Source organism: Sphingobacterium cavernae (assembly GCF_008520265.1).
GTDB lineage: Bacteria > Bacteroidota > Bacteroidia > Sphingobacteriales > Sphingobacteriaceae > Sphingobacterium > Sphingobacterium cavernae.
Map to the genome: position 1 here is coordinate 1 of NZ_VIQM01000046.1, position 23,754 is coordinate 23,754.

The window sequence follows — 23,754 nt, forward strand, 5'->3', positions numbered from 1 at the left end:
TGGACACGTTTTAGACCGTGATTTAAACGCTGCAAAAAACATTCTGAAAGAAGGATTAAAAATAATATCGTCAGGAACTGGCGATTACACGGGCGGAGACTCAAATAAGACTTTGGCAACAAAGCACTAGTCTGTGAAGCCCGAAGCCCATTTGTCTTTAGCAAATGGGTAGTTCACTTGAATTCTTATCGATAACTATCAATGGATAATTCGTATTTAGTAATTGTTCAAAATATATTGTAAATCCTTCTGATGTATATCGTGTAAAATCAGGATGATCTTTCCAAATACAAGGATCAGAAGCCACTTGAGAAAGTGCATCGAAATCTACTTTCTCTAATTTTCTTAAAGAAATAAGCGCATTTTCAAGTGGCATAAAGTTCATTATTTTATAATTCGTTTAATTTTATTTGACTTTTTAATAAGCTTATGAAGACCATCGTAATCCTCTTTTTCAAGTTTATTGTGCAATTTCTGCAGCTGTTTGATATGTTCTTCTAACACTTCCAATACATTCTCTCTATTTTGTTTGAAAATAGGTGTCCACATATCAGGAGAAGATTTTGCCAAACGGACAGTCGACTCAAAACCCGAACCCGCTAATTCAAAAATCCTACCTTGTGATTTTTCCTTTTCCAACACCGTTAAGGCTAAAGCAAAAGATGTCAAGTGCGAAATATGCGATACATAAGCTGTGTGTACATCATGCTCTTCCGCATTCATAAATAGAGATTTCATCTCTAAGGAATCTGTCAAAGCATCTGCCAGATCAAAAGCATCTTCATCTGATTTGAATGCTTCTACATACACCATGTTTTTGTCTTTAAACAAGTTTGGCAATGCAGCTTCAGGACCAGAATATTCAGTACCAGCCATTGGGTGCGCTGCTACATATCGACCACGATTCGGATGATCCGCAATTTTTTGCAAGATATTGATTTTTGTAGAGCCCATATCTATAACTACCTGATCGGTAATTTTGTCCAAAATATAGGGAGCCAATTGCATAATGGCATCTACAGGAGTCGTTAGTACAATAATTTTACAAGATGCAATTGCATTATCTAAGTCTTGGATTTCGTCAACCAACCCCAGTTGTAAAGCTTTGTTTTGATTGATTTCGCTTTTGTCCACACCAACGACCTTTTGTATGAAACCAGTTTCCTTAAGTCGGAGAGCAACAGAACCACCTATCAAACCTATTCCGACGATAGCTATATTCATATTTTTATTATTTCTAATCGTGTTAAATATTTGCCTTAATTCGAGCTATGGCTTTTTCCAAAGTTTCATTATTTGCACATAGACTTATGCGTATAAAATGCTCACCAGCAGTTCCAAAAATACCACCTGGCGTAATAAAAACTTTAGCATCATAAAGAATTTTATCGCAAAGCTCATACGAGTTTTTGAAGCCTTTTGGAATCTGTGCCCAGACGAATAACCCAACTTGATTCAAATCGTATGTACAATTTAACAAATCCATGATTTCAAACACTTTTTTGCGACGCTCAGCATATTCTTCATTTAGCTGTGTATACCATGATTTGTCTAAACTCAATGCTTTTGCGGCAGCTAATTGCATGGGTAAAAACATCCCTGAATCCATGTTGCTCTTGAAACGCAGAATCTCTCCGATACGTGCTTCATTTGCTACCAACATTCCAATACGCCATCCAGCCATATTGGATGATTTACTCAGTGAATTCAATTCTATCGCCACATCTTTTGCGCCTTCCACAGATAGAATACTTTCTGGAGAATCATTCAAGATAAAGCTATACGGATTATCATGACAAATTAGGATATTGTGTTTCTTACCGAAAGCTATTACTTTTTCGAAGAATTCTTTATTTGCTAATGCACCTGTAGGCATATGCGGATAATTAATCCACATCATCTTGACGTTCGATAAATCACGTTTTTCCAATTCTTCAAAATCAACCAACCAATTATTTTCTAAGGTCAGTGCATATGGAGTTGAAGTTGCACCAGTCACGTGAACCGCGCTTGTATATGCTGGGTAGCCTGGATTAGGAATTAAAACTTCATCACCTTCTTGAAGATAAGTCATGCAGATATGAACGATACCTTCTTTGGAACCGATTAAGGGTAAAATCTCAGTATTTGAATCAAGAGTCACACCGTAGTAGCGCGCATACCAGTCAGCCATCGCTTGACGAAGGACAGGAGCACCTTTGTAATTTTGATAGCCGTGTGTATTGTTTTGTGCCGCTTGTTCGCTCAACACTTTAATCACTTCGGGATGAGGCGGTAAATCAGGACTTCCTATCCCAAGGTTAATCACTTGAGCACCTGCTTTATTCATCTCATCTATCTCTCTTAATTTCTTCGAAAAGTAATATTCTTCTGTATGTTGTAATCTTTTCGCTACTTGAATTTCCATTAAAATAAATATTTGGTGCTAAATTTATAAAAAGTTAATCGCTTTGTTGAATTATTCATTCATAAAAGACTATATTTTTTATATACTTTAATCTTTATCACTTATATGCAACATTTTGAGTGTATATTTCGATAATCAATTAATTGACCGTCATTTTTACTATTTTTGCTTATTGAGAATTTGTGAATGAAAACATACTTTAGATTATTATCTTTTGCCAAGCCTATTGAAAAATATGCTATACCATACATTATCTGTACAATTATCACTGTAATTTTTGGAACGTTAAATTTGGCCTTACTCGTGCCGTTATTACAAGTTCTTTTCAAAGGTACAGGCGATGCAGATATTCAAGCTCCTGCTGTTGTTACAAAGCCTGAGAGTTGGTTAGAGTTTGGTGATTGGTTCACGTATTATGCAGATAGATTGTATTTTGATTTGGGGCCTTACGAAGCACTAAAATATGTCTGTGTTGTTATTATTATTTCTGTATTTATCAGTAATCTTTTCCGCTATCTTTCCCAAAGAATAATGGAAAACTTACGCATACATACCTTATTAAATCTTCGTAAAGCGGTATTCAATAATGTGATGAAGTTGCATACAGGCTATTTTTCGAATCAAAGGAAAGGTGATATTATTTCCAAGATTGCATCTGATGTTCAGGTCGTACAATTTTCAGTTACAGGTACTTTACAGGTTGTATTTAAAGAGCCACTTCAGTTACTTGCATATATTGTTGTATTATTTTCATTGTCTGCAAAATTGACTTTGTTTTCGATTTTAGTTATTCCAATTTCTGCTTTTGTGATTTCACGGATAGTGAAAAAATTAAAGTCGCAAGCTAAGGAAGGACAAGAATCTTATGGTAAAATGATTTCAAACTTGGATGAAGCATTGTCAGGTGTCAAAATCATAAAAGCTTTTAACGCATCGACTTTTATCAATAACAGATTTAATCAAGAAAGTGAAAACTATTCCAAAATTATGCGTAGAATGGTTCGTAGACAACAAATGGGTTCTCCAGTTTCAGAGCTTTTAGGTGTTGCTATGGTGGCCATCATATTGTTGTATGGGGGTAGCTTAGTTCTTAATGGTGAAGGGGATTTGAAAGCTTCTGAATTCATCGGATATATCGCAATATTTTCTCAGGTGATGCGTCCTGCAAAAGCTTTGACAGATTCATTTTCTAATGTCCATAATGGTATTGCGGCTGGTGAACGTGTATTGGAATTGATAGATGAAAAAAACAATGTGGAAGATGTTCCAAATGCGAAAATTGTTACAGCATTTGATTCTGATATTACTTTTGAAAATGTTGATTTTTCTTACGGTGAGAAACAAATTTTGCATAATATCAATCTGACTATCGCCAAGGGACAGACCATTGCATTAGTCGGACCTTCGGGGGGAGGTAAATCAACATTGGTTGATTTAATTCCACGATTTATGGATGTCACAGGTGGAGAAATTCTTTTTGATGGTAAAAATATCAAGTCATTAAATCAATATTCGTTACGTGTGTTAATAGGAACAGTTAATCAAGAATCTATCTTATTTAACGATACTATATTCAATAATATCGCGTTTGCGAATGAAAATGCAACACAAGATGAAGTTGAAGCTGCTGCAAAAATTGCGAATGCTCACGATTTTATATTAACAACTCCAGAAGGTTATCAAACGAACATTGGTGATAGAGGATCTAAACTTTCGGGAGGACAGCGTCAACGTATTTGTATCGCGCGAGCGGTGCTTAAAAATCCACCTATTATGTTGTTGGATGAAGCAACTTCAGCGTTGGATACAGAATCCGAAAGATTGGTTCAAGATGCGTTGTATAAACTGATGGAGAACAGGACAACAGTAGTTATCGCACATCGTTTAAGTACCATCCAAAATGCCGATAAAATTGTGGTATTGGAGGCTGGGAAAATTGTGGAAGTTGGTTCGCATTTGGAGCTAATAAATCACAACGGGTTATATAAAAGATTGATCGACATGCAACAATTTGTGGAAGCTTAAGAACATTATGTTTTTAAGAGTTGTTACATTGTTTTTGATATATTTGAACAGAAGGAGTAATATATGAATGCAGAGAGGAAGCTTACTTTTCTAATCAATAATCCGAATTTGGACACTGATTTAAAAAGAATTGCTGAAAAGGTACTAGCTGAAGAACGTATATCGTTTGATGAGGGAGTAATATTATACACAAAGGGAGAACTTAACTATTTAGGAGTTCTCGCTAACTATATACGCGAAAAAAAACACGGTGATTATACGTATTTCAACAGAAATTTCCACATCGAGCCTACGAATGTGTGCGTGTACGATTGTAAATTTTGTTCATATTCGCGCATGATAAAGGAACGTGCAGAAGGTTGGGAAATGGACGTAGATGGTATGCTTGATATTGTCAAAAGATACGACAATGAGCCTGTTACCGAAGTGCATATCACTGGTGGTGTGGTTCCAAAACAAAATCTCGAATTTTACGCTGAATTTTTCAAACGTTGTAAAGCACATCGTCCTGATTTACACATCAAAGGGTTGACTCCTGTGGAGTATTACTACATATTCAAAAAGGCTAAACTATCGCATTATGACGGTATGAAATACTTGAAAGAATGCGGCTTGGATTCTATGCCGGGTGGTGGCGCTGAAATTTTTCATCCTGAAATCAGGGAACAAATTGCACATGATAAATGTACAGCGGAACAATGGTTGGACATTCACGAACAAGCGCATAAATTAGGCATGCATACGAATGCTACGATGCTTTATGGACATATCGAAGAATTTTGGCATAGAGTTGATCATATGGAGCGTTTGCGTTCTTTGCAGGATAAAACCGGTGGATTTCAAACTTTTATTCCATTAAAATTCAGAAATAAAGACAACCAAATGGCGCATGTGCCTGAAGTTTCTGTTATTGAGGATTTAAGAAATTACGCCATCGCACGTATTTACATGGATAATTTTCCACACATCAAAGCCTACTGGGCTATGATTTCGCGCGATACTGCACAATTGTCATTGGCGTACGGAGTTGATGATATTGATGGCACATTGGATGATACTACAAAAATCTATTCAATGGCTGGTGCAGAAGAACAAACACCAGCAATGAGTACACAAGAATTGGTTCAGCTTATTAAAAATGTAGGGCGTCATCCAATTGAGCGGGATACATTATATAATGTTGTTACGGATTATAATGATGTCGTATTTGAAGAGGATAAGTTAAAGAAATACTATGCTTTACCTGTTGTCAATTAAATAAATTGTTACGTAGTGAAAAAGACTTTTTATTTTATTAGACACGGACAAACTGATCTCAATTTGAAAGGAATTGTGCAGGGAAGAGGTGTGAATACTTCGCTAAATGATAACGGTAGAAAACAGGCGGATGCTTTTTTCAATGCATACAAACATATTCCCTTTGACAAAATATATACTTCAACACTTGTTCGTACGCACGAAACCGTCGAACGTTTTGTCAATGAGTTAGGCATTCCACGCGAGGATTTAATTGGCTTGGATGAAATTTCGTGGGGTATTTATGAAGGAAAAGTTCAAGATGAGACGATAATGCAAGGTTTCAAAGAATTAGTTTCTTCGTGGAAAAATAACGAATTAGATGTCCGAATCGCAAACGGTGAATCCCCAAATCAGCTTGTACAAAGGCAGAAAGAAGCTATCGCTTATATGTTGGGTCATGAGGATGAAGAAACTATTTTAGTTTGTATGCACGGTAGAGCATTGCGTATTATGCTTTGTCATCTCACAGACACGTCAGTTTGCAATATGGAAGACTTTCCCCATACCAATACAGCTTTGTATGTTTTGTCATACGAGAATGGAAAGTTTACTATAATAGATTATTACAATACGGCGCATTTAGAAGGGTTGGAATGAGTAAAATAAAAGTTTCGGCGGTAAGTTATACCAATACATTGCCGTTTTTACAAGGAATAAAAGCATCTCCTAAGCTTTTAGAGCAAATTGATTTAAGTGTAGATGTGCCAGCAGAATGTGCTCGAAAAGTTATTCAAAATGAAGCAGATTTAGGTATAATTCCTGTAGCTGCCTTGACTAGAATTCCCAATTATCATATCGTAACAGATTACTGTATTGGTTCAGATGGTGCTGTGGATTCGGTATTTATTTTTTCCACAAAGCCTATCGAGCAGATTCGTAGTTTACGATTAGATCCCCAGTCTCGTACCTCCAATGGTTTAGCACGCATTCTTCTTAAGCATCACTGGAAATTGGATGTTGAGGTTGTAATGGAAGGAGAGGCAGATGCGTATGTTTTGATTGGTGATCGTACTTTTGGACAAAAAGATACTGTACCGTATATCTATGATTTGGGCGAAATTTGGAAGGATTTTACAGGTTTACCTTTTGCTTACGCGGTGTGGGTTTCAAATAAAAAATTACCGGAGGATTTTATTTCCGATTTTAATATGGCATTGAGAGAAGGGGTTTCACATCCATTAGATGTAATTACCAGATTACCTTCTTATCCAAATTTTGATTACAAGATCTACTTGACAGAAAATTTGGATTTTAATCTTGATAATAGAAAACGCGAAGCTATCTCAAAATACTTAAAGTTATATGAATCCTTGGAGGAAATAGATTTTAAAGGTGTTTAAGTCGTCATTTCAGGATAATGATTTCCTTTCGCAATAGTAAGTTTTTGTATGTGACTTTAGATTCATCTTGCAAAAAATCTTGATGCGAAGGAGCAGGAATCACAATTTTTATTTCTTTACCACCAAGCGGTACAAAAAATAATGCTCCTTGCTCTATCATTTTATCATCGATTAGCAACGTATACTTCTGAATTTTGCTATCCAAAAGTTGCAGTGCTTTTAATTTATCTTGAATTATCTGAATATTCATTGTCCCAAACTATTTCGATTCATGAAATACGAATATAGGTATTTCCGAATGAAATGTGAGTTTGGTAGATAAACTTGAGCTCATCAATCGATCAAAAAAGTTTCTGTTGCGTCGTACAATAGCAAGTATGTCTATATCATTATCTAAAATAAATCTATTAACAGTCTCTTCAACAGAATTTTCTTTTTCAAGAAACACAAATTTCAACTCTTGATCCTTAAAACTTTTAGTCCATTTTTCTGCATTTAATAGTACTTCGGAAGGACTACTTGATTCAGTTTTGACGTTAACACAATATACTTTAGCGTCTACCAAAGAACTTATCTCAACGATTTGCTCCAAAGCATGAAAATCCTTTTCTTTAAATAAAGTAGTAAAACCTATTTTCTGAATTGGATTGTATTTTGCTTGTAATGGTATAGCCAAAACTGGTAATATAACATTGCGAATGACTGTCGTCGTATTACTACCCATAAATTCTCCAGCAAACCCAGAAGCACCATATACGCCCATTACAATCAAACTTATTTCTTGATTCGCTATAGCATTCTTCACACCACCAAGTACCGTTCCATGGTCAAATAGAAACTCTACATTTGTGGTATCTATATTTTGCGCAATGGCCTTTTGCATCAACTCATTATTCTTACGCATAGAAAAATCTTTGCGTGAATTTTCAATTTCCTGATAAACCGTGTTGAGCATTTCAGGCTGACCGGCATGTGCTGCTGATAATACAGGAGGTATATACGAGAAGAGTACATACAGCTTAACACCAAATTTGTTGGCTAAATGTAAAGCATAGAAAAACGCATTATTAGCATGATCTGAATAATCCGTTGGCAATAATATATGTTTCATAGCAGAATCTCCTTTCAATTAAATATAAGCAAATATGAGCTGTTAATCAATAATAAAAATTGACCGTAATTATTTTAGAATATGATGTAGCATACATATTAAAAGGTACGTTATACCCTTATAATGACAGAGCAAAAGTGATTATCAATAATAATTCTTTAACTTTAGAAATACAAAAAAGACAAAGTTCAACTGCACGAGTGAGTATAGTTTCCAGATATTTCAAAAGGAATAGTCCATTGACATTGAAGTCTGCTTTGGAAGATTGTCTAGCACAACAAAGTGCACGTAGCCAATCTTTCTTGTATAAGCGGTTTTATGGTTATATGATGGCAGTTTCTCTTCGTTACGTGAAGAATGAAATGGAAGCAGAGGATATAGTCAACGAAAGCTTTGTCAAGATTTTCAAAAAGTTATCCAATTTTGAAGTTCTTAGTGATGAATCTGCTTTAGAAAAATCATTCAAAGGTTGGATTGCTCGTATCACTGTCAATACGTCTATCGATAAATTAAGAGCACAAAAAGTTACACTCGATATTGATGATATAAATGAAATAGAAATAGAGAATAATTCTGTCTCATTATCAAGCAATTTAGAAGTGAATGATATTTTAGCTTTGTTAAATAAATTACCAGAAATTCAACGTACAATATTCAATCTATATGAAATTGAAGGTTATTCACACGATGAAATTAGTAAAAAGCTTAATATTCCAGATAGTACTTGCAGAACTTATCTAACTCGTGCTAAATCCAGATTGAGAATATTGTATCAAGAGCAATTTGAAATGTTGAATAAAATTAAAGTTGGTTAATATCTACATATATGAATAATAAAGATTTAATAGAAGATATTAAGGCTAAATTAAAGGCTTCGCAAGAACTTCCTTATCGTGAGGGGGCTTGGGAAAGATTTGCAGCGCAACAAGGTAAGGCTGGAAATACTCACGTCATATCATTTAAGCGTTTGGCAAATATAGCTGCAGTAGGTCTATCGGTTCTAGCTGTATCGTTATACATATATCGTTCGCAAGAAGATGATATTACAGTTGATACCCAAATTGCTAAATCTAGTCCAACTATTTCAGACAGAAGCTCCTCGAATATATTAGAAAATTCTCGGAATAGACACACTTTATCTTCAGAGTCAACAACAATCGCAATGAACGATTCACATAAAGGCGCAAACTCGTCTAGGTTAAAGTCTCATCCTACGTTACCATATTCTTCAAGTGTTACCATTGAAGGTTTAGATAATGAATTGAATGTAATTCAGCCCACACTGACCTCACTATCTATTGCTAATTTGAAAAAGGTGGATCCTAAAATTTTACCAATTTTAGAAACTACACATGAGGAATCATCATATCCAGAATTAATTCTTCCAACTGTAACTACGTTTGCTTCTCAAGCTGTCAATATAGGAGGAACAAGGAATCCAGCTCCTAATAATAACGAAAGTAAAATGTCATTAGGTGATAAGTTTCAACTGGGATTATACGTTTCTCCGCACCGTACGGCAGACAAATTTGATGTAGGTGCAGGTTTCTTAGTATCTTATGCTATTAATTCGAAAATAAGTTTACGTACAGGAACATCCTACAATTCGTACTCTGTTGGAGTTATTAAAGATCCTATGGATATGTCATATTCGGAGAAAATAAGTATGGAAAATTCTTACCAAAATTCACCGCTAGCAGGAGAATTAAATTTCTCAAACAAGCAGCAAATGATATTGCCAAATGTTAATGCCGTTATGGGCAAGGTGGAAGCACTAGAAATACCTTTAGATGTGACCTATAATTTTAATAAGGGATTCTACTCTTCAGCAGGAGTTTCATATTCAGCTATTATTAATCAGCAGCGTGAGGCGCAATACATTGAAAATGTTGGTGTGTCTTCTCTTCAGGATAAAGAATCGTTAATTCCTAATGCCGCACAAAGCTTAAATAAGACAAAGGTTAAAACAGTTAAATCTCTTCAAGATAATGTTAATCCAAAGGGTTTTAGCGGTTTTGCAAATTTTTCACTAGGTAAAAAAGTTAATATGAATAAGAAAATGTCCCTTTCGGTCGAGCCTTTTGTTAAGGTACCGTTGGGACAATTTCGCAAATCTGATTTGGATTACACAAATAGTGGTATTCGAATAATTACTACTTTTTAAGAAGTATTATTTTTTATAATTGGTCAATCCTTACCCAGCCCATTCCTGCTGCAATAGCACCTTGTACTCCAGGATCACCGTCTTCGAATACAAGACAGCGATGTGGATCTACTTCTAATTGTTCTGCACAAAGTAAGAAAGGCTCAGGAGAAGGTTTACCATTAATTGTGTCGCCTGCACAGACCATTGCTTGATATTTCCCATTTACATCTATGACCTCTAGGGTTATATTTAAAGTTGATCTGCTTCCTCCAGACACAATGCCGATTTTTTTCTTGCCAACATTTTGAAATAAAATCTGCCTGACATACTCAATAGGTTGCGTTTGTTGAATGAATTCTTCAATAAAAATTTGAGATTTTCGCTTTGAGAACACTTCAACATCAAATTCCACCTTGTATCTCTTACAAATTTCTCGGGCAACAGCAACTGTCGGCCAACCTGCGGTTTCATCGATGAGTTCAGGATCCAAATCTACGCCGTATTCTTTTGAAACTGCCACATAAGCGGCTTTATGTCCGTGTATATTGTCCGCTAAAGTCCCGTCTACGTCGAATAATAAAGCTTCGTAGGGTTCAGCTATGCTTTGGAGCTTATTTATTTTTTCTTCTAAATGCATGGAGGTTTAGGAATTGCTTTAAACAAATAATGGCTGTAAAGATACAGCCATTATTTTTATTTTTTCAACGATTTACGACGTTGTTTTTCTTTAATTATTAAGCTCAATTCTCGTCCTGTTTGTCCAGCAGCTGAAGAATTCTCTTGAGCTCTACGGAACAAGTAAGGCATTACAGCTTTTACTGGCCCATATGGCATATATTTCGCAACATTATAGCCTGCAGCACCTAAATTGAAAGAAAGATTATCCGACATTCCCAATAACTGCGCAAAGAATACATGCGAATGATTGTGTGCAATGCGGCGTTTGTCCATTTCTGTAGCTAAAAGCATACTGCTTTGGTCATTGTGCGTACCAGCCATTAATCCGATGCGATCGATGTTATCTAAACAGAATAATATTGCTTCATTATAATCAATATCTGAAGCATTCTTCGTTGCTTGAATAGGAGATGGGTAGCCCTTTTCTGCTGCACGTTCGCGTTCAATTTCCATATAAGCACCACGTACTATTTTAGCACCCAAATAAAAACCTTGCTTTTCTGCATAAGCTAAATCTGCTTTTAACGAGGCTAATTTGTCATGTCTGTATAATTGATACGTATTGTACACAATAGGTTTCTCTTTATTATAGCGTTCCATCAATTCGCGCGCAATATCATCAATTGTATCTTGAATCCAGGAGTGTTCTGCATCAACTAACACAGGAATTCCAGCTTCATAACATGCTTTGCAGATTGCATCACAACGTTTTAATAGTCTTGTAAATTCCGCTTTTTCATCTTCACTAAGTGCTTGTTTTGCATCAATTTTTGCTAATAAATCAAATCTACCAACTCCCGTAGGTTTGAATACGCAGAATGAAATCAGTTTATTTGTTCGTGCATATGCAACACTTGCTAAAACTTCTTTACAACAAGCATCAAAGCTTTCTTCAGAATCTTCTCCTTCAACAGAATAATCCAAAATTGTGGTTACATTACCTTTACCAAGTTCCGCAATAGCAGATGTACAGCCTTGTATAGTTTCGCCACCACAAAACTGCTTGTAGATAGTATTGCGAATAATTCCCTGAATTGGTAAACCAATATTTAGAGAAAAATTCGTTATTGGAGTCCCGATTTTAATTAACGTACTAGACGCGACCATCTTGAAAAGCCAATAGGCTCTTTCTAAGTCTTTGTCACTCTTATTTTTAAATGCTATTTCCGTATTTTCAAAGTTCAATAGGGTTTCTTGCAATGCCATCTTCTCTAATTGTTATCTAAACAAAAGTACTCTATAATAAATATATTTTGCACTTTTTTACAAGATATGGATAGAATTGGTATATTTTTGGTTTATTTTTGTTTATGCAAACATTCAAGTTAGAAGGAGAATTTATTCCCATGATTCAATTATTAAAAGCATTGAATTGGGTAGAGCATGGAGGCATGGCTCAGCGTATGGTAGACGAAGGATTAGTCGTATATAATGGAGAGGTTGATTACCGTAAAAGATTAAAAGTTCGTAAGGGAGATATTATTGAATTTGACGGAATGAAAGTCCAAATCATCTAATATTATTTCTATCTTTACCCATAGAATAACACTTATAAAATAAGAACATGCAACCAATCCAAAGTTTAGGATACAACGTATATTTTGAAGAAGATTTAGCGTCACTTTTACCATTCATCGAGGAGCGTGGCTATTCACAGATTCTCGTTTTAGTCGATAGAAATACCAACGATAATTGTTTACCCGTATTACAAAATGCTATTCCAGATTTGATTCATTACGATATCATCGAAGTTGATCCTGGAGAAGAAAATAAAAATATTGATTTCTGTATCGGAGTTTGGAAAACTATGTTAGATTTTGGTGCGGATCGCAAAGCTTTAATGATAAACTTAGGTGGTGGTGTGGTGACGGATATGGGTGGATTTGCTGCTTCGACATACAAAAGAGGAATTGATTTTATTCAGATTCCGACAACATTATTGTCGCAAGTAGACGCATCAGTAGGTGGTAAAACAGGTATTGATTTGGATAACGTTAAGAATATCATTGGTACCTTTACACAACCTCAAGCTGTTTTCATCAGTACACAATTCTTGCAAACATTGGACGAAAGACAACTTGTTTCAGGTTTTGCCGAAGTAATTAAGCATGGCTTAATTCAGGATAAATCATTCTATGAGACTTGTAAATCAGTGGACTTGGAAAATATCTCTGCGGATTTGATTTATAAATCTGTTGATATTAAAAATTCTGTTATTACCCAAGACCCAACGGAGAAAGGATTACGTAAGATTTTAAATTTCGGACATACTATTGGACACGCAATTGAAGGATATTCCTTATTTAACGATGAAAAGCCCTTGTTACACGGTGAAGCAATTGCGATAGGCATGATTTGCGAAGCTTGGCTTTCAAATAAATTTACGGGCTTAACAGATGAAGCTCTTACCGATATCACTAATACATTCCTTTTAAAATATCCAAAATATTCTTATACGAAAGAACAATATCAAGTGTTTGTGGATTTGATGAAGAATGATAAAAAGAACGAAGACAACAAGATTGGATTTGCTTTATTAAAAGATATAGGAAACTGTACGTACAACATTTACGTCGAAGAGGATGACATCAAATCTGCTTTAAACTATTATTCAAAAGTATCCCAATTATAATTTAAATAATACCCTCACATGAGAAATTTATATTCTATAATCTTTATCCTAATCGGAATTATGACTTATGCGAAAGCTCAAACTGGAAAATCAGTTTTGATATTTTCTAAAACTAATGGCTTTAGACATGCTAGTATTCCAAAAGGTGTGGCTACAGTTTCTAATTTATTGGACAAACATGGTATAAAGTTTTTGCATACAGAAGATTCAGTTCATTTCCATGTGGATAGTCTTAAAAAATATGATGCAGTAATTTTTTTGAATACGACTGGTGATATACTTGACAAAACGCAAAAAGAAAATTTTCAAAAATTCATTCAGTCTGGCAAAGGTTATGTAGGCATCCATGCTGCATCAGATACCGAATACAATTGGCCTTGGTATGGTGCATTGGTTGGAGGGTATTTTGTGAGTCATCCCGAGGTGCAAGAGGCTCGAATTGATGTACTGAACCGTACACATCCATCAACTTCACATTTACAGCAAACATGGATTCACCGCGATGAGTGGTATGATTTCAGAGATGTAAAAGATGGTTTAAATATTTTAATGACACTTGACGAGACTTCATACAAAGGTGGTAAGATGGGGAAGTTTCATCCAATAGCATGGTTTCAAGAGTTTGATGGGGGCAGAGCATTCTATACAGGTCTTGGCCATACAGACGAATCTTATGATTCTGAACCATTTCAAAAACACATAATTGGTGGAATAAAATACGTACTAAAAATAAAATAGTTAAGACTATAATGTCTCAGAATAAGATAGTTATTGCATCTGCATTATTATTAAATGCGGATAATGATTTATTAGTTGTACGAAAGAAGAAGTCAATATTTTATATGCTGCCAGGTGGAAAAGTTGAATGTAACGAATCTTATAAAGATGCTCTTTTGCGTGAATTGAAAGAGGAACTAGAACTTGAGTTTACTTATGATGATTTTGAATATCTAGGTAAGCACGAAACGCAAGCTGTAAATGAGAAAAACACAATTGTAGAAGGGAATATATTTCTACTAAAGTCACCTTTAATACACCTTCCCACCTCGAATGCAGAGCTAGAAGAAGTTAGATTTGTAAGTAAGGTAACTCATGAAAAATTTCAATTAGCACATCTGTTAAAAGAATTCGCTTTGCCGATTTGGATGAATCTATAATTATATTAATTTATGATTTAAATAAAAAGCTAGGTGTGTATTAGTAAAATGTTGTATTAATAAGATAAAATTCATATTTTGTGCCTGTTAATAAAATTACCTTTAATTAGGTATTACGAAGTGGGGAAATATTCGCCATTTTTGTAACCATTATCTACCTATAAAAATAATTTATGTTTTGTGCTAAGTATTCAGTTAGAATAAAAATTGTAACTCTATTCTTTTGCTGTTTATTTCTCTCTGTTGATTTGGCAATGAGCCAACGCACAATAACCCAAGCAAATCTCCTTAAAAGCTCTAATAAAACTTTACCCGTAATTTTATCAAATGAATTCACGGATATATCAGAATACATAAATGCTAATAAGAAATATCCGTTGAAGCCATTGCTGTATGGCAAAAAAAAAGGTGAAGTTATTGTCAGTTACGTTATTACATCTTCTGGTAAAATTAGAAATCAGCGAATTATTAAAAGTACCGATAAATCCTATAGTAAAGAAGTTTTTAGATTGCTAAATAATATTTCAAATTGGTCTCCAGCCTCATTAGACTACAAAAATGTAAATGTTAAATGTACTTTAAAAGTAGAATTTAATGCCCCATTGGAATCGGATTTAAATTTGAGAGATGCAGTGGTAATTTATAATGGAGTTCAACTACCTAAAAATAAAATATGGTATATGGCTGATCATATTTATTTAGATCAAGTAATCCTTTTAGATACTAAACAATCTCAAGCACTATTTGGCAATCCTAAATCAAATCCTTCTACGATTATTGTAAATTCTGAGGAGAATGCAAGAAGTTCTAAGATAATTTATTCTAAACTGAAAAATATAGATTCCAATTTTTATAGTTTATATGTTGATGATGAAAAAGTTAATATTGATTCTTGGAAACAAGCATTAGTAAAATCAGATATTAAAAATTTTCTAATAGAGAAAGATACTTCTTCGGATCAAAAATTAAAAGCACGACTAGTAACAAGTCGTACTCTTCTAAAATAATTTAAATTTTGCTGGTCAAATATTATTATAATATCCTCTCAATTAACGCTGTAGGATATTCACTACAGTGTATAATTAAAAAAAATACAAAACTTTAATAAATGCAATCTATTTTTTTATTATTGTACCAAAATAAAATTTTTGATTAATAAATATCAAAAATGTTAAAATAGAAATCACACACTATCTATTTATTTATAATTATATAACAGCTTCTCAATTTTGAAAAGCTGTTATTATTATGTTTAATTTCTAGACAGCTACTTTGCGCGCTTTCTCACGTTCCCAAATTCGATGTCCTTTCATTACATGAATGAAATCTTTAGTCAAATCCTTTTTAGATTCTAAAATAATTCCATCATCAATATCTTTTATTAATGTATCCTCAATGAGCGATTCTGCACCTTTTGCAAAAGCTATAGCTTTACAATGCCTATATGCTTCGTTTATAAATTGAAAATAGTCTGGTTCTGCTGCTAATGTATTAACCGAATCACCTTCTGGTGTGTAGAAAGCATCGTAACATACTGAAGCTTCTGTCAAATACGTAAATTGAATATCCTCTTCTCCGCCTTCTTTAAATTTAACTTTTCCAACCTTTGTACTTATTAATACTGCTTCTGCACCTTCTGCTTCCAAAGCTGATTTCATTTTATCAATACTCGCTTTACTTACACCATTATCCACCAAGAATGCAACTTTTCGCGTTTCGATTGTACCTTCGCCAGGCTTTATCTCCATGCTTAATGCTTTAGATGTTATAACCTCAGGCTTAGGCGCTTTGATTGGATATTCGGGGTGATTGTGTCTTGCAAATTGTAGGGTCAACTCATCCAATTCTTTAGGTGGCTCGATTCCCAAATTATCACCGACAGCTTTGGCAAGCTTATCATCTATTTGATTTAATATAGCCAACTCTCTTCGGCGTATGTCCGGACTATTAATTTTTGATAATTCGAAACTATATGCTGAAACTATATGTTCCTGCTCGGCTGGAGATTGCGATTGAAAGAATAATCTAGCTTGTGTGAAGTGATCGGCAAAAGATGATGAGCGACCTCTGATTTTCTTTGCATCTATTTTTTCAGCATGAGATTCGAAGCCAGATTCTCCTTTAAGCATCGCATGATAGGGGCAACCTCCACCCAAACTATTTGGAAAATAAGATACATTTCCTTTAAGAATATCTTGTCTACCAAAACCGTCTTTTTGATTGTTGTATTTTCCATTTACAGGTCTATTAATAGGTAATTCATGAAAGTTGGGTCCACCCAATCGGTAATTTTGTGTATCTGCATAGGAAAAAACACGCCCTTGTAATAGTGGATCATTACTGAAGTCAATACCAGGCACTAAACGTCCAGGATCAAAAGCGATTTGTTCCGTTTCTGCAAAGAAATTTTCGGGATTACGATTTAAGGTCATAGTTCCAATAATCTGAACTGGAACAACCTCTTCTGGGATGAGTTTTGTTGGGTCTAGTATGTCAAATGAATATTTTAACTCATCTTCCTCAGGAATTAATTGAACACCTAGATCCCATTGCGGATAATTTCCTTTGTCAATGGCTTCCCACAAGTCTCTACGGTGAAAATCAGCATCATAACCCGAAATTTTTTGAGCTTCCTGCCATGCTACCTGATGCACGCCTAATTTTGGTTTCCAATGAAATTTCACAAAAGTTCCTTTGCCTTCGTCATTGACAAACTTAAATGTATGCACGCCAAAACCTTCCATCATACGGAGTGAACGTGGAATAGCACGATCCGACATTGCCCACATGACCATATGTGCCGACTCTGGCATCAAGGATACAAAATCCCAAAAAGTGTCATGTGCTGATGCAGCTTGTGGCATTTCATTGTTTGGTTCTGGTTTCACGGCGTGTACCAGATCCGGAAAATTCATAGCATCTTGAATGAAAAATACGGGAATATTGTTTCCCACTAAATCATAATTACCATCTTCGGTATAAAATTTAACTGAAAAACCGCGCACATCTCGTGCTAGATCAGTAGAACCTTTAAAACCAGCTACTGTGGAAAATCTTAAAAACAAGGGTGTCTTAGTGCCTTTTTTCAAGAACTTAGCTTTTGTATATTTAGATACATCTGCTGTTGCTTCAAAAATTCCATGTGCTCCAGAACCACGAGCATGTACAACACGCTCTGGAATCCTTTCCCTATCGAAATGCGCTAATTTATCTTGATATATGAAATCTTCTAATAGGGATGGACCACGTTCGCCAGCTTTTAATGTATTATTATTATCATGTATAGGCACACCATCGTTTGTAGTTAGCGGTTTGTTTGCATTATCTACAGTATGCTTATTAATGATGTCAATTTTCTTATTGGATTTTTCCTCTTTCATAATCTAAATAGTGTTTTAATGGATAATAAATATCAAGCTGAACTAAAAATATTAGTTCAGCTAAATTCATGATTGATACAGGGATTTAATCGTGTCCTTCGGTTTTGACGATTTTATTATAAATGCCTAGCAACAAAAAAGGTGCTACCCACTGACCGACAAATAATGCGTCTTTATCATCCTTGCCGCGTGCACACTTTAATGCTGCAGATACAGCCATGGCACCTAATGCTGCGCCAAGAAACAAGATAGATGGAATTTTTGAAGTTTCTTTTTCGACCGCTTTAGTTACTTGGTCTTCATTTCCCGTTGATAGTGCCATAATTATATTTATTTTAGTTATGCTGTAATAACATCATAATTAAAATAAATGTTTTTGCGTTATTGAATATTAATATTAATTAACATCTAATTTATATTTATTTTACAAAAGGGTTGTCCATATTATGTTCTATCCAGATTAAATCATTTGTATCGTAACCAAATTCTGTGGCAATTTTCAAATATTCTTTTTTAATATTTTCTGGAACAGATTTTTCTCTAGATAAAATCCATAAATAGTCAAAATTTTTGCCTCCAACCAAAGCATATCTATAATCCTTATCTACCGCAAAAACATTATAACCCGAATAAAAGGGACCAAAAAACGAAACTTTCAATGCCCCTTCATTTTCATTACCTCTGAATTTGGCATTTCCCACGGCATTTTTCCATTCTTGTTTTACATAATTATAGCCTGAGTTCACCACTTTTATATCCCCATTATTTTTTAAAGAATATTGTGCAACGGTGTTATTGAGATTTCTTTCTTGTTTAAAATCTATACGTGCAATTTCGTACCAAGTTCCAATATATTGTTTAGCGTCAAAATTTTGGACTACTTTAGCACCTTTCGGAATAGATTGGCAGCCTACAAATGAAAGTGATAGCAGTAAAAACGTAAATAGTGAGAAATTGCAATAGTTGTTCATATGCAATAAATTTATATCATTAAACAATGAAGTATAAATAATGTTCATAATTCCCAATATGTTTTTAAAAATTACTTATTGCAAGAATTGAATCGAAATAAACAATAAAATTAACCTATGAGATATAAATATCTTTAAGGGATAATTTGTAACATATTGGTTATTTAATATCTAAACTAGTCTTTGGGATAATAATTTGTTATATTGCGTTATATAAACATTAATTATGAACCGTAAAAATTTTTTGAAAGCTAGTGCTTTACTAGCTACCTCAACCTTTTATGTACCCAGCATGGCATCCAATTTATTGCAGTCTAAAATTAGAGTAGGTCTAATTGGCGTTAACGGCATGGGATGGGCTAATTTGAATGCTCTTCTTAAAGTAGATAACGTTGTTTGTACTGCGCTTTGTGATGTCGATGCAAACGTTTTAGCTAGAAGAAAATCAGAACTAGCTGGAAGAAATATACAAGTAAAAACTTATGAAGATCACAAAAAACTTTTAAAAGATAATGTTGTTGATCTAGTAATAATCGCTACACCAGATCATTGGCATTGTATTCAATATGTAGATGCAATCCGTGCGGGAAAACACGTTTACGTTGAAAAACCGATAGGTAATTCAATCAAAGAATGTGAAGTAATGGTAGCAGCAGCTGCTAAATCAAATTGCATTGTTCAGGTTGGTCAATGGCAACGCAGTCAGCAACATTTTAGAGATGCTATGGCATTCGTTCATTCTGGTAAATTAGGAAAAGTACGTTTGGTTAAAGCATGGTCATATGTAGGCTGGAAAGACCCTATTATTAAAAAACCAGATACACCAGTTCCTGCAGGAGTAAATTATGACTTGTGGCTTGGTCCTGCTCAGAAAAGGAATTTCAATGAAAATCGTTTTCACTTTGAATTCCGTTGGTTTTGGGATTATGCTGGTGGATTGATGACTGATTGGGGCGTGCATTTGATTGACTTCGCTTTAATCGGAATGAAAGCTTCTGTTCCTAAATCAATTGTCGCAACTGGAGGAGTATATGCTGATCCAAATACGGCTGCGGAAACGCCAGATACATTGACAGCATTGTATGAATTTGATGATTTCAATATACAGTGGGAGCACGCGCTAGGTATTGAATCAGGACCTTACAGTAGGGATCACGGCGTAGCATTTATTGGCAATAATGGAACATTGGTTGTGAATAGAGGCGGATGGGAAGTAATTCCAGATAAGAAAAAGATGGAAGCTGTACCACTTCAACCAGCAGTAGATAATGGTTTAGAATTGCATATGGTTAATTTGGTTGAAGCTATCCGTAAAAAAGATAAATCTTTAATCAATGCACCAATTGAAGCTGGTAGTCATATTGCAACAATATCTCAAATGGGTAATATAGCGTATCGTACAAGCAAAAAAATATTTTGGGATAAAGAAAAGAAAAAATTTACTGACGAGGAATCCAATACATATTTGGCTGCGAAATATCACAACGGATATGCTATTCCAACAGTATAATTTTCAAACAAACAAATAAATCTATCTATAGGCGTTATGTTAAACATACTAAAAGAAAATATAAAAATAGTTTGCGCATCTATTGTGTTAACTGCTTTCATGTCTTCTAATATAAACGATATAAAAGCACAAACTAAGAACAGCAAAGAAAACTGGACTAGTTTATTTGATGGCAAAAGCCTTAAAGGTTGGAAGCCGGTAGGAGGTAAGGCTCCATATACTATTGAAAATGGAGTTATTGTAGGTACAATGACTAAAGGCACTCCGAATTCTTTTCTGATTACAGAAAAAGAATATGGAGACTTTATTTTAGAGCTTGAAATCAAATTGGAAGGCGATAAAACTAATTCCGGCGTACAAGTAAGAAGTCATTATGATCCAACTGCAAATAATGGGCAAGGTCGCGTATATGGTAGACAAGTGGATGTAGATCCTACACCACGTGCTTGGACTGGGGGTATATATGATGAAGCGCGCAGAGGTTGGTTGTATCCATTAGATTTAAATGAGCAGGCAAAGTCTGCATATAAAGCAGAGCAATACAATCATATCCGAATTGAATCAATTGGCGATGAGTTGAAAACATGGATAAACAATGTTCCAGCAGCATATGTGATTGATACATTGGATGCTCGTGGATTTATTGGCTTACAAGTTCATAGTATTTCGCCAGATCTAGACGGAAAAAAAGTTTATTTCAAGAATATTAAAATTCAAACAAATAACTTGAAACCTAAAGCTTTTCCTAAGGACAATTATGTAGTAAATCTACAGCAAAATAAGCTTAGTCAACCAGAACAAAATTCCGGAGTTAAATTATTATTTGATGGAAAAACTTCAACAAACTGGAGAAGTGTATATCATCAGAATTTCCCTGCAAAAGGTTGGGAAATTAAAGACGGTATCATCAAAGTTCTTAAATCCGATGGCGGAGAGGCTACAAATGGTGGTGATATTATCACAAAAGATCAATTTAGTGCATTTGATTTTTCATTTGAATTTAAATTGTCTGAAGGTGCAAATAGCGGTGTGAAATATTTCGTAACATTAAAAGAAAAAACACAAGGATCAGCCATAGGACTAGAATATCAGCTATTGGATGATGCTAAACATCCAGATGCTAAAATGGGACGTGATGGTAATAGAACATTGGCATCATTGTACGATTTGATTACATCAGATAGAAATCCGCGTCCACGCAAACCGATTGGAGAGTGGAATAGGGGACGAATAGTGGTGACCAAAGACAATACAGTAACGTATTTTCTGAATGGTTTTAAAGTGTTAAGCTTTGTGCGTGGTTCGAAAGAATTTAAGGATTTAGTAGCCATAAGTAAATATAAAGATTGGGAGAAATTTGGTGAAGCTGAAACGGGTCATATTTTGTTGCAAGATCACGGTGACGAAGTATCTTTCCGCAGTATCAAAATTAAAGAACTTTAAACCTTTTAATTTAAGCTGATTATGAATCATTATATTTCAAGAAGAAATTTCATCTCACGCGCAGCATTAGCTGGTGGTGGAATAATTCTTTCCAACAGTTTACTTGGCAAAATTCCTTTAGCTGCAGCGAATGAACGTGTAAATTTAGCTTGTATTGGCATCGGTTTCCGCGGAGCGGAAATTATAAAAGACTTATATAAAACAGGACTCTGCAATATTGTAGCGTTGTGCGACGTTGATATGGGCGCAAAACATACACAAGAAATTGCAAACATGTTCCCGAATGCGAAGCGTTTTCAGGACTTCCGCAAGATGTTCGATGCGATGAGTAATGAGATCGACGCCGTTTCAATTGGTACACCTGATTTCGCACACTTTCCAATGACAATGATGGCGATGGATTTAGGCAAACATGTTTACGTGGAGAAGCCGATGGCGCATACTTTTTATGAGAATGAATTAATGATCCAGAAGGCTAATAAATTCCCAAAAGTCGTTACACAGATGGGTAATCAAGGGCATTCTGAAGCAAATTACTTTCAATTCAAAGCATGGAAAGAGGCAGGAATTATCAAGGATATAACACGCATCGATGCGCATATGAATATGCCGCGAAGATGGCATTCATGGAATGTTAATATTAAAAATTTTCCGAATGCTGAATCAATTCCTGAGACTATGGATTGGGAACTTTGGCAGATGCATACTAAAGGGCACATGTACAATAAGGATTTTGTCAATGGGCAATGGCGCTGTTGGTATGACTTTGGAATGGGCGCGCTAGGAGACTGGGGAGCACACATTATTGATACTGCACATGAATTTTTAGATTTGGGTTTACCAACAGAAGTGAATGTTGTAAAATTAGATGGGCATAATGGTTTCTTCTTCCCAATGTCGACTACATTAAAATTCAAATTTCCTAAGCGTAAAGGACATCCTGCACTTGACATTAATTGGTATGACGGCCTCGATAATTTGCCACCGATACCAGAAGGATATGGCGTATCTGGTTTGGATCCCAACATTCCGCCGCCAAGTACTGGAAATTTGGAACCTGCAAAATTGAATCCAGGTAAAATTATATACAGCAAAGATTTGATTTTTAAAGGCGGATCTCATGGAAGTACGTTGCAGATTATTCCTGAAGAGAAAGCCAAAGCTTTAGCTTCGAAATTACCCGAAGTTGCAGCTACGCCATCTAATCATTTCAAAAACTTTTTGCAAGCCTGTAAAGGTTTAGAGAAAACGCGTTCACCGTTTTCTATTGCTGGGCCTTTGAGTCAAGTATTTTGTTTAGGTGTTATTGTACAACGATTGAACACGAATATTCAATTTGATCAAAAGACAAAAGAAATCACTAACAATGCTTTTGCAAATGCGTTATTGGTCGGACCACCTCCAGCTAAAGGTTGGGAACAATATTATAAAGTGTAAATTTTTAGAAAGCAATATTAAAGAATTGTTTTTTCAAATACGGAATTGATTAAAAACGTTCCGTATTTATTTTCAACATAATTGTCTTATAATTTATATTATGTTAAATAGAGTGTTTCGCAATCTCTCCTGCATATTGATTTATCATTAAAAATCGCATGTTTAAAACTTTAATCTTTAATTCAGATTATAATGGTTTATTTTGTAATCTAATAAAC

24 protein-coding genes are annotated in these 23,754 nt (G+C 34.8%); 14 read left to right on the forward strand and 10 right to left on the reverse strand.

The features are described from left to right. Positions 1 to 157 precede the first annotated feature (157 nt). Genes FLS47_RS09335 through FLS47_RS09345 form a run of 3 tightly spaced genes read right to left on the reverse strand, consistent with a single transcriptional unit; the run spans position 158 to position 2,407 of the window. Positions 158 to 376, reverse strand: coding sequence for a GNAT family N-acetyltransferase (locus FLS47_RS09335; protein WP_149914110.1), 219 nt, complete (start codon positions 374 to 376; stop codon positions 158 to 160). 8 nt (positions 377 to 384) lie between these two features. Continuing rightward, positions 385 to 1,254, reverse strand: coding sequence for a prephenate dehydrogenase (locus FLS47_RS09340; RefSeq protein ID WP_317131687.1), 870 nt, complete (start codon positions 1,252 to 1,254; stop codon positions 385 to 387). Further along, complete coding sequence (locus FLS47_RS09345) at positions 1,247 to 2,407, reverse strand: pyridoxal phosphate-dependent aminotransferase (RefSeq protein WP_149914112.1); 1,161 nt, start codon at positions 2,405 to 2,407, stop codon at positions 1,247 to 1,249. The genes FLS47_RS09340 and FLS47_RS09345 overlap by 8 nt, the downstream gene beginning before the upstream one ends. 186 nt (positions 2,408 to 2,593) lie before the next feature. Here FLS47_RS09345 and FLS47_RS09350 point away from each other — a divergent pair, with 186 nt between their 5' ends. From FLS47_RS09350 to FLS47_RS09365, 4 genes are all read left to right on the forward strand, one after another. Beyond that, positions 2,594 to 4,432 (forward strand): ABC transporter ATP-binding protein, encoded by a 1,839-nt coding sequence (locus tag FLS47_RS09350; protein ID WP_149914113.1) that lies wholly within the window; start codon positions 2,594 to 2,596, stop codon positions 4,430 to 4,432. 63 nt (positions 4,433 to 4,495) lie between these two features. Further along, positions 4,496 to 5,689 (forward strand): aminofutalosine synthase MqnE, encoded by a 1,194-nt coding sequence (gene mqnE, locus FLS47_RS09355; protein WP_149914114.1) that lies wholly within the window; start codon positions 4,496 to 4,498, stop codon positions 5,687 to 5,689. A gap of 15 nt (positions 5,690 to 5,704) precedes the next feature. Then, a complete protein-coding gene (locus FLS47_RS09360) occupies positions 5,705 to 6,328 on the forward strand; it encodes a histidine phosphatase family protein (RefSeq protein ID WP_149914115.1) in 624 nt (207 codons plus the stop codon). After that, complete coding sequence (locus tag FLS47_RS09365) at positions 6,325 to 7,071, forward strand: menaquinone biosynthetic enzyme MqnA/MqnD family protein (protein ID WP_149914116.1); 747 nt, start codon at positions 6,325 to 6,327, stop codon at positions 7,069 to 7,071. Before FLS47_RS09360 ends, FLS47_RS09365 begins: the two co-directional genes overlap by 4 nt. Before the next feature lie 4 nt (positions 7,072 to 7,075). On the opposite strand, the gene FLS47_RS09370 is transcribed toward FLS47_RS09365, so the two are convergent. Then, entirely contained in the window at positions 7,076 to 7,321 is a 246-nt protein-coding gene (locus tag FLS47_RS09370) for a hypothetical protein (RefSeq protein WP_149914117.1), read from the reverse strand. Positions 7,322 to 7,330: 9 nt separating this feature from the next. Next, positions 7,331 to 8,182, reverse strand: coding sequence for a universal stress protein (locus FLS47_RS09375; RefSeq protein ID WP_149914118.1), 852 nt, complete (start codon positions 8,180 to 8,182; stop codon positions 7,331 to 7,333). 59 nt (positions 8,183 to 8,241) lie between these two features. Here FLS47_RS09375 and FLS47_RS09380 point away from each other — a divergent pair, with 59 nt between their 5' ends. Both FLS47_RS09380 and FLS47_RS09385 read left to right on the forward strand, forming a co-directional pair. Beyond that, complete coding sequence (locus tag FLS47_RS09380; RefSeq protein ID WP_223225209.1) at positions 8,242 to 8,997, forward strand: RNA polymerase sigma factor; 756 nt, start codon at positions 8,242 to 8,244, stop codon at positions 8,995 to 8,997. Positions 8,998 to 9,008: 11 nt separating this feature from the next. Continuing rightward, positions 9,009 to 10,346, forward strand: coding sequence for a hypothetical protein (locus FLS47_RS09385; protein WP_149914119.1), 1,338 nt, complete (start codon positions 9,009 to 9,011; stop codon positions 10,344 to 10,346). Positions 10,347 to 10,359: 13 nt separating this feature from the next. On the opposite strand, the gene FLS47_RS09390 is transcribed toward FLS47_RS09385, so the two are convergent. Beyond that, a complete protein-coding gene (locus FLS47_RS09390) occupies positions 10,360 to 10,965 on the reverse strand; it encodes an HAD family hydrolase (RefSeq protein WP_149914120.1) in 606 nt (201 codons plus the stop codon). Between the two features lie 56 nt (positions 10,966 to 11,021). Next, a complete protein-coding gene (locus FLS47_RS09395; RefSeq protein ID WP_149914121.1) occupies positions 11,022 to 12,212 on the reverse strand; it encodes a proline dehydrogenase family protein in 1,191 nt (396 codons plus the stop codon). Between the two features lie 104 nt (positions 12,213 to 12,316). Between FLS47_RS09395 and FLS47_RS09400 the strand changes: the two genes are divergently transcribed. The 5 genes from FLS47_RS09400 to FLS47_RS09420 all read left to right on the forward strand — a co-directional run bounded on the left by FLS47_RS09400 (position 12,317) and on the right by FLS47_RS09420 (position 15,802). Beyond that, on the forward strand, positions 12,317 to 12,523 hold the full coding sequence (locus FLS47_RS09400; protein WP_149914122.1) for an RNA-binding S4 domain-containing protein: 207 nt from the start codon (positions 12,317 to 12,319) through the stop codon (positions 12,521 to 12,523). A 47-nt stretch (positions 12,524 to 12,570) separates the two neighbouring features. Next, entirely contained in the window at positions 12,571 to 13,638 is a 1,068-nt protein-coding gene (aroB, locus tag FLS47_RS09405; protein ID WP_149914123.1) for a 3-dehydroquinate synthase, read from the forward strand. An 18-nt stretch (positions 13,639 to 13,656) separates the two neighbouring features. Next, on the forward strand, positions 13,657 to 14,376 hold the full coding sequence (locus tag FLS47_RS09410; RefSeq protein ID WP_149914124.1) for a ThuA domain-containing protein: 720 nt from the start codon (positions 13,657 to 13,659) through the stop codon (positions 14,374 to 14,376). Between the two features lie 11 nt (positions 14,377 to 14,387). Further along, entirely contained in the window at positions 14,388 to 14,795 is a 408-nt protein-coding gene (locus tag FLS47_RS09415) for an NUDIX domain-containing protein (RefSeq protein WP_149914125.1), read from the forward strand. A 173-nt stretch (positions 14,796 to 14,968) separates the two neighbouring features. Further along, positions 14,969 to 15,802 (forward strand): energy transducer TonB, encoded by an 834-nt coding sequence (locus tag FLS47_RS09420; protein WP_149914126.1) that lies wholly within the window; start codon positions 14,969 to 14,971, stop codon positions 15,800 to 15,802. Positions 15,803 to 16,054: 252 nt separating this feature from the next. Here the strand turns inward: FLS47_RS09420 and FLS47_RS09425 are convergent, their stop codons facing one another. The 3 genes from FLS47_RS09425 to FLS47_RS09435 all read right to left on the reverse strand — a co-directional run bounded on the left by FLS47_RS09425 (position 16,055) and on the right by FLS47_RS09435 (position 19,146). Continuing rightward, complete coding sequence (locus FLS47_RS09425) at positions 16,055 to 18,175, reverse strand: catalase (RefSeq protein ID WP_149914127.1); 2,121 nt, start codon at positions 18,173 to 18,175, stop codon at positions 16,055 to 16,057. 85 nt (positions 18,176 to 18,260) lie between these two features. Next, on the reverse strand, positions 18,261 to 18,497 hold the full coding sequence (locus tag FLS47_RS09430; protein ID WP_149914128.1) for a hypothetical protein: 237 nt from the start codon (positions 18,495 to 18,497) through the stop codon (positions 18,261 to 18,263). A gap of 97 nt (positions 18,498 to 18,594) precedes the next feature. Then, positions 18,595 to 19,146 carry a lipocalin family protein gene (locus tag FLS47_RS09435; RefSeq protein WP_149914129.1) on the reverse strand — a complete coding sequence of 184 codons (552 nt, stop codon included), beginning with the start codon at positions 19,144 to 19,146 and terminating at the stop codon, positions 18,595 to 18,597. A gap of 226 nt (positions 19,147 to 19,372) precedes the next feature. Here FLS47_RS09435 and FLS47_RS09440 point away from each other — a divergent pair, with 226 nt between their 5' ends. From FLS47_RS09440 to FLS47_RS09450, 3 genes are all read left to right on the forward strand, one after another. After that, complete coding sequence (locus FLS47_RS09440) at positions 19,373 to 20,656, forward strand: Gfo/Idh/MocA family protein (protein ID WP_149914130.1); 1,284 nt, start codon at positions 19,373 to 19,375, stop codon at positions 20,654 to 20,656. Positions 20,657 to 20,755: 99 nt separating this feature from the next. Then, positions 20,756 to 22,099, forward strand: a complete 1,344-nt coding sequence (locus FLS47_RS09445) for a 3-keto-disaccharide hydrolase (protein WP_149914131.1) — start codon at positions 20,756 to 20,758, stop codon at positions 22,097 to 22,099. Positions 22,100 to 22,120: 21 nt separating this feature from the next. Continuing rightward, positions 22,121 to 23,536, forward strand: coding sequence for a Gfo/Idh/MocA family oxidoreductase (locus FLS47_RS09450; RefSeq protein ID WP_149914132.1), 1,416 nt, complete (start codon positions 22,121 to 22,123; stop codon positions 23,534 to 23,536). The last annotated feature ends 218 nt before the right edge of the window (positions 23,537 to 23,754 follow it).

Bases quoted from the DNA above. Each gene is read 5' to 3' on its own strand.
- FLS47_RS09335 (WP_149914110.1), bottom strand. From the start codon at position 376: ATGCCACTTGAAAATGCGCTTATTTCTTTAAGAAAATTAGAGAAAGTA.
- FLS47_RS09345 (WP_149914112.1), bottom strand. From the start codon at position 2,407: ATGGAAATTCAAGTAGCGAAAAGATTACAACATACAGAAGAATATTAC.
- FLS47_RS09350 (WP_149914113.1), top strand. From the start codon at position 2,594: ATGAAAACATACTTTAGATTATTATCTTTTGCCAAGCCTATTGAAAAA.
- mqnE (WP_149914114.1), top strand. From the start codon at position 4,496: ATGAATGCAGAGAGGAAGCTTACTTTTCTAATCAATAATCCGAATTTG.
- FLS47_RS09365 (WP_149914116.1), top strand. From the start codon at position 6,325: ATGAGTAAAATAAAAGTTTCGGCGGTAAGTTATACCAATACATTGCCG.
- FLS47_RS09370 (WP_149914117.1), bottom strand. From the start codon at position 7,321: ATGAATATTCAGATAATTCAAGATAAATTAAAAGCACTGCAACTTTTG.
- FLS47_RS09375 (WP_149914118.1), bottom strand. From the start codon at position 8,182: ATGAAACATATATTATTGCCAACGGATTATTCAGATCATGCTAATAAT.
- FLS47_RS09385 (WP_149914119.1), top strand. From the start codon at position 9,009: ATGAATAATAAAGATTTAATAGAAGATATTAAGGCTAAATTAAAGGCT.
- FLS47_RS09390 (WP_149914120.1), bottom strand. From the start codon at position 10,965: ATGCATTTAGAAGAAAAAATAAATAAGCTCCAAAGCATAGCTGAACCC.
- FLS47_RS09395 (WP_149914121.1), bottom strand. From the start codon at position 12,212: ATGGCATTGCAAGAAACCCTATTGAACTTTGAAAATACGGAAATAGCA.
- FLS47_RS09400 (WP_149914122.1), top strand. From the start codon at position 12,317: ATGCAAACATTCAAGTTAGAAGGAGAATTTATTCCCATGATTCAATTA.
- aroB (WP_149914123.1), top strand. From the start codon at position 12,571: ATGCAACCAATCCAAAGTTTAGGATACAACGTATATTTTGAAGAAGAT.
- FLS47_RS09410 (WP_149914124.1), top strand. From the start codon at position 13,657: ATGAGAAATTTATATTCTATAATCTTTATCCTAATCGGAATTATGACT.
- FLS47_RS09415 (WP_149914125.1), top strand. From the start codon at position 14,388: ATGTCTCAGAATAAGATAGTTATTGCATCTGCATTATTATTAAATGCG.
- FLS47_RS09420 (WP_149914126.1), top strand. From the start codon at position 14,969: ATGTTTTGTGCTAAGTATTCAGTTAGAATAAAAATTGTAACTCTATTC.
- FLS47_RS09425 (WP_149914127.1), bottom strand. From the start codon at position 18,175: ATGAAAGAGGAAAAATCCAATAAGAAAATTGACATCATTAATAAGCAT.
- FLS47_RS09430 (WP_149914128.1), bottom strand. From the start codon at position 18,497: ATGGCACTATCAACGGGAAATGAAGACCAAGTAACTAAAGCGGTCGAA.
- FLS47_RS09435 (WP_149914129.1), bottom strand. From the start codon at position 19,146: ATGAACAACTATTGCAATTTCTCACTATTTACGTTTTTACTGCTATCA.
- FLS47_RS09440 (WP_149914130.1), top strand. From the start codon at position 19,373: ATGAACCGTAAAAATTTTTTGAAAGCTAGTGCTTTACTAGCTACCTCA.
- FLS47_RS09445 (WP_149914131.1), top strand. From the start codon at position 20,756: ATGTCTTCTAATATAAACGATATAAAAGCACAAACTAAGAACAGCAAA.
- FLS47_RS09450 (WP_149914132.1), top strand. From the start codon at position 22,121: ATGAATCATTATATTTCAAGAAGAAATTTCATCTCACGCGCAGCATTA.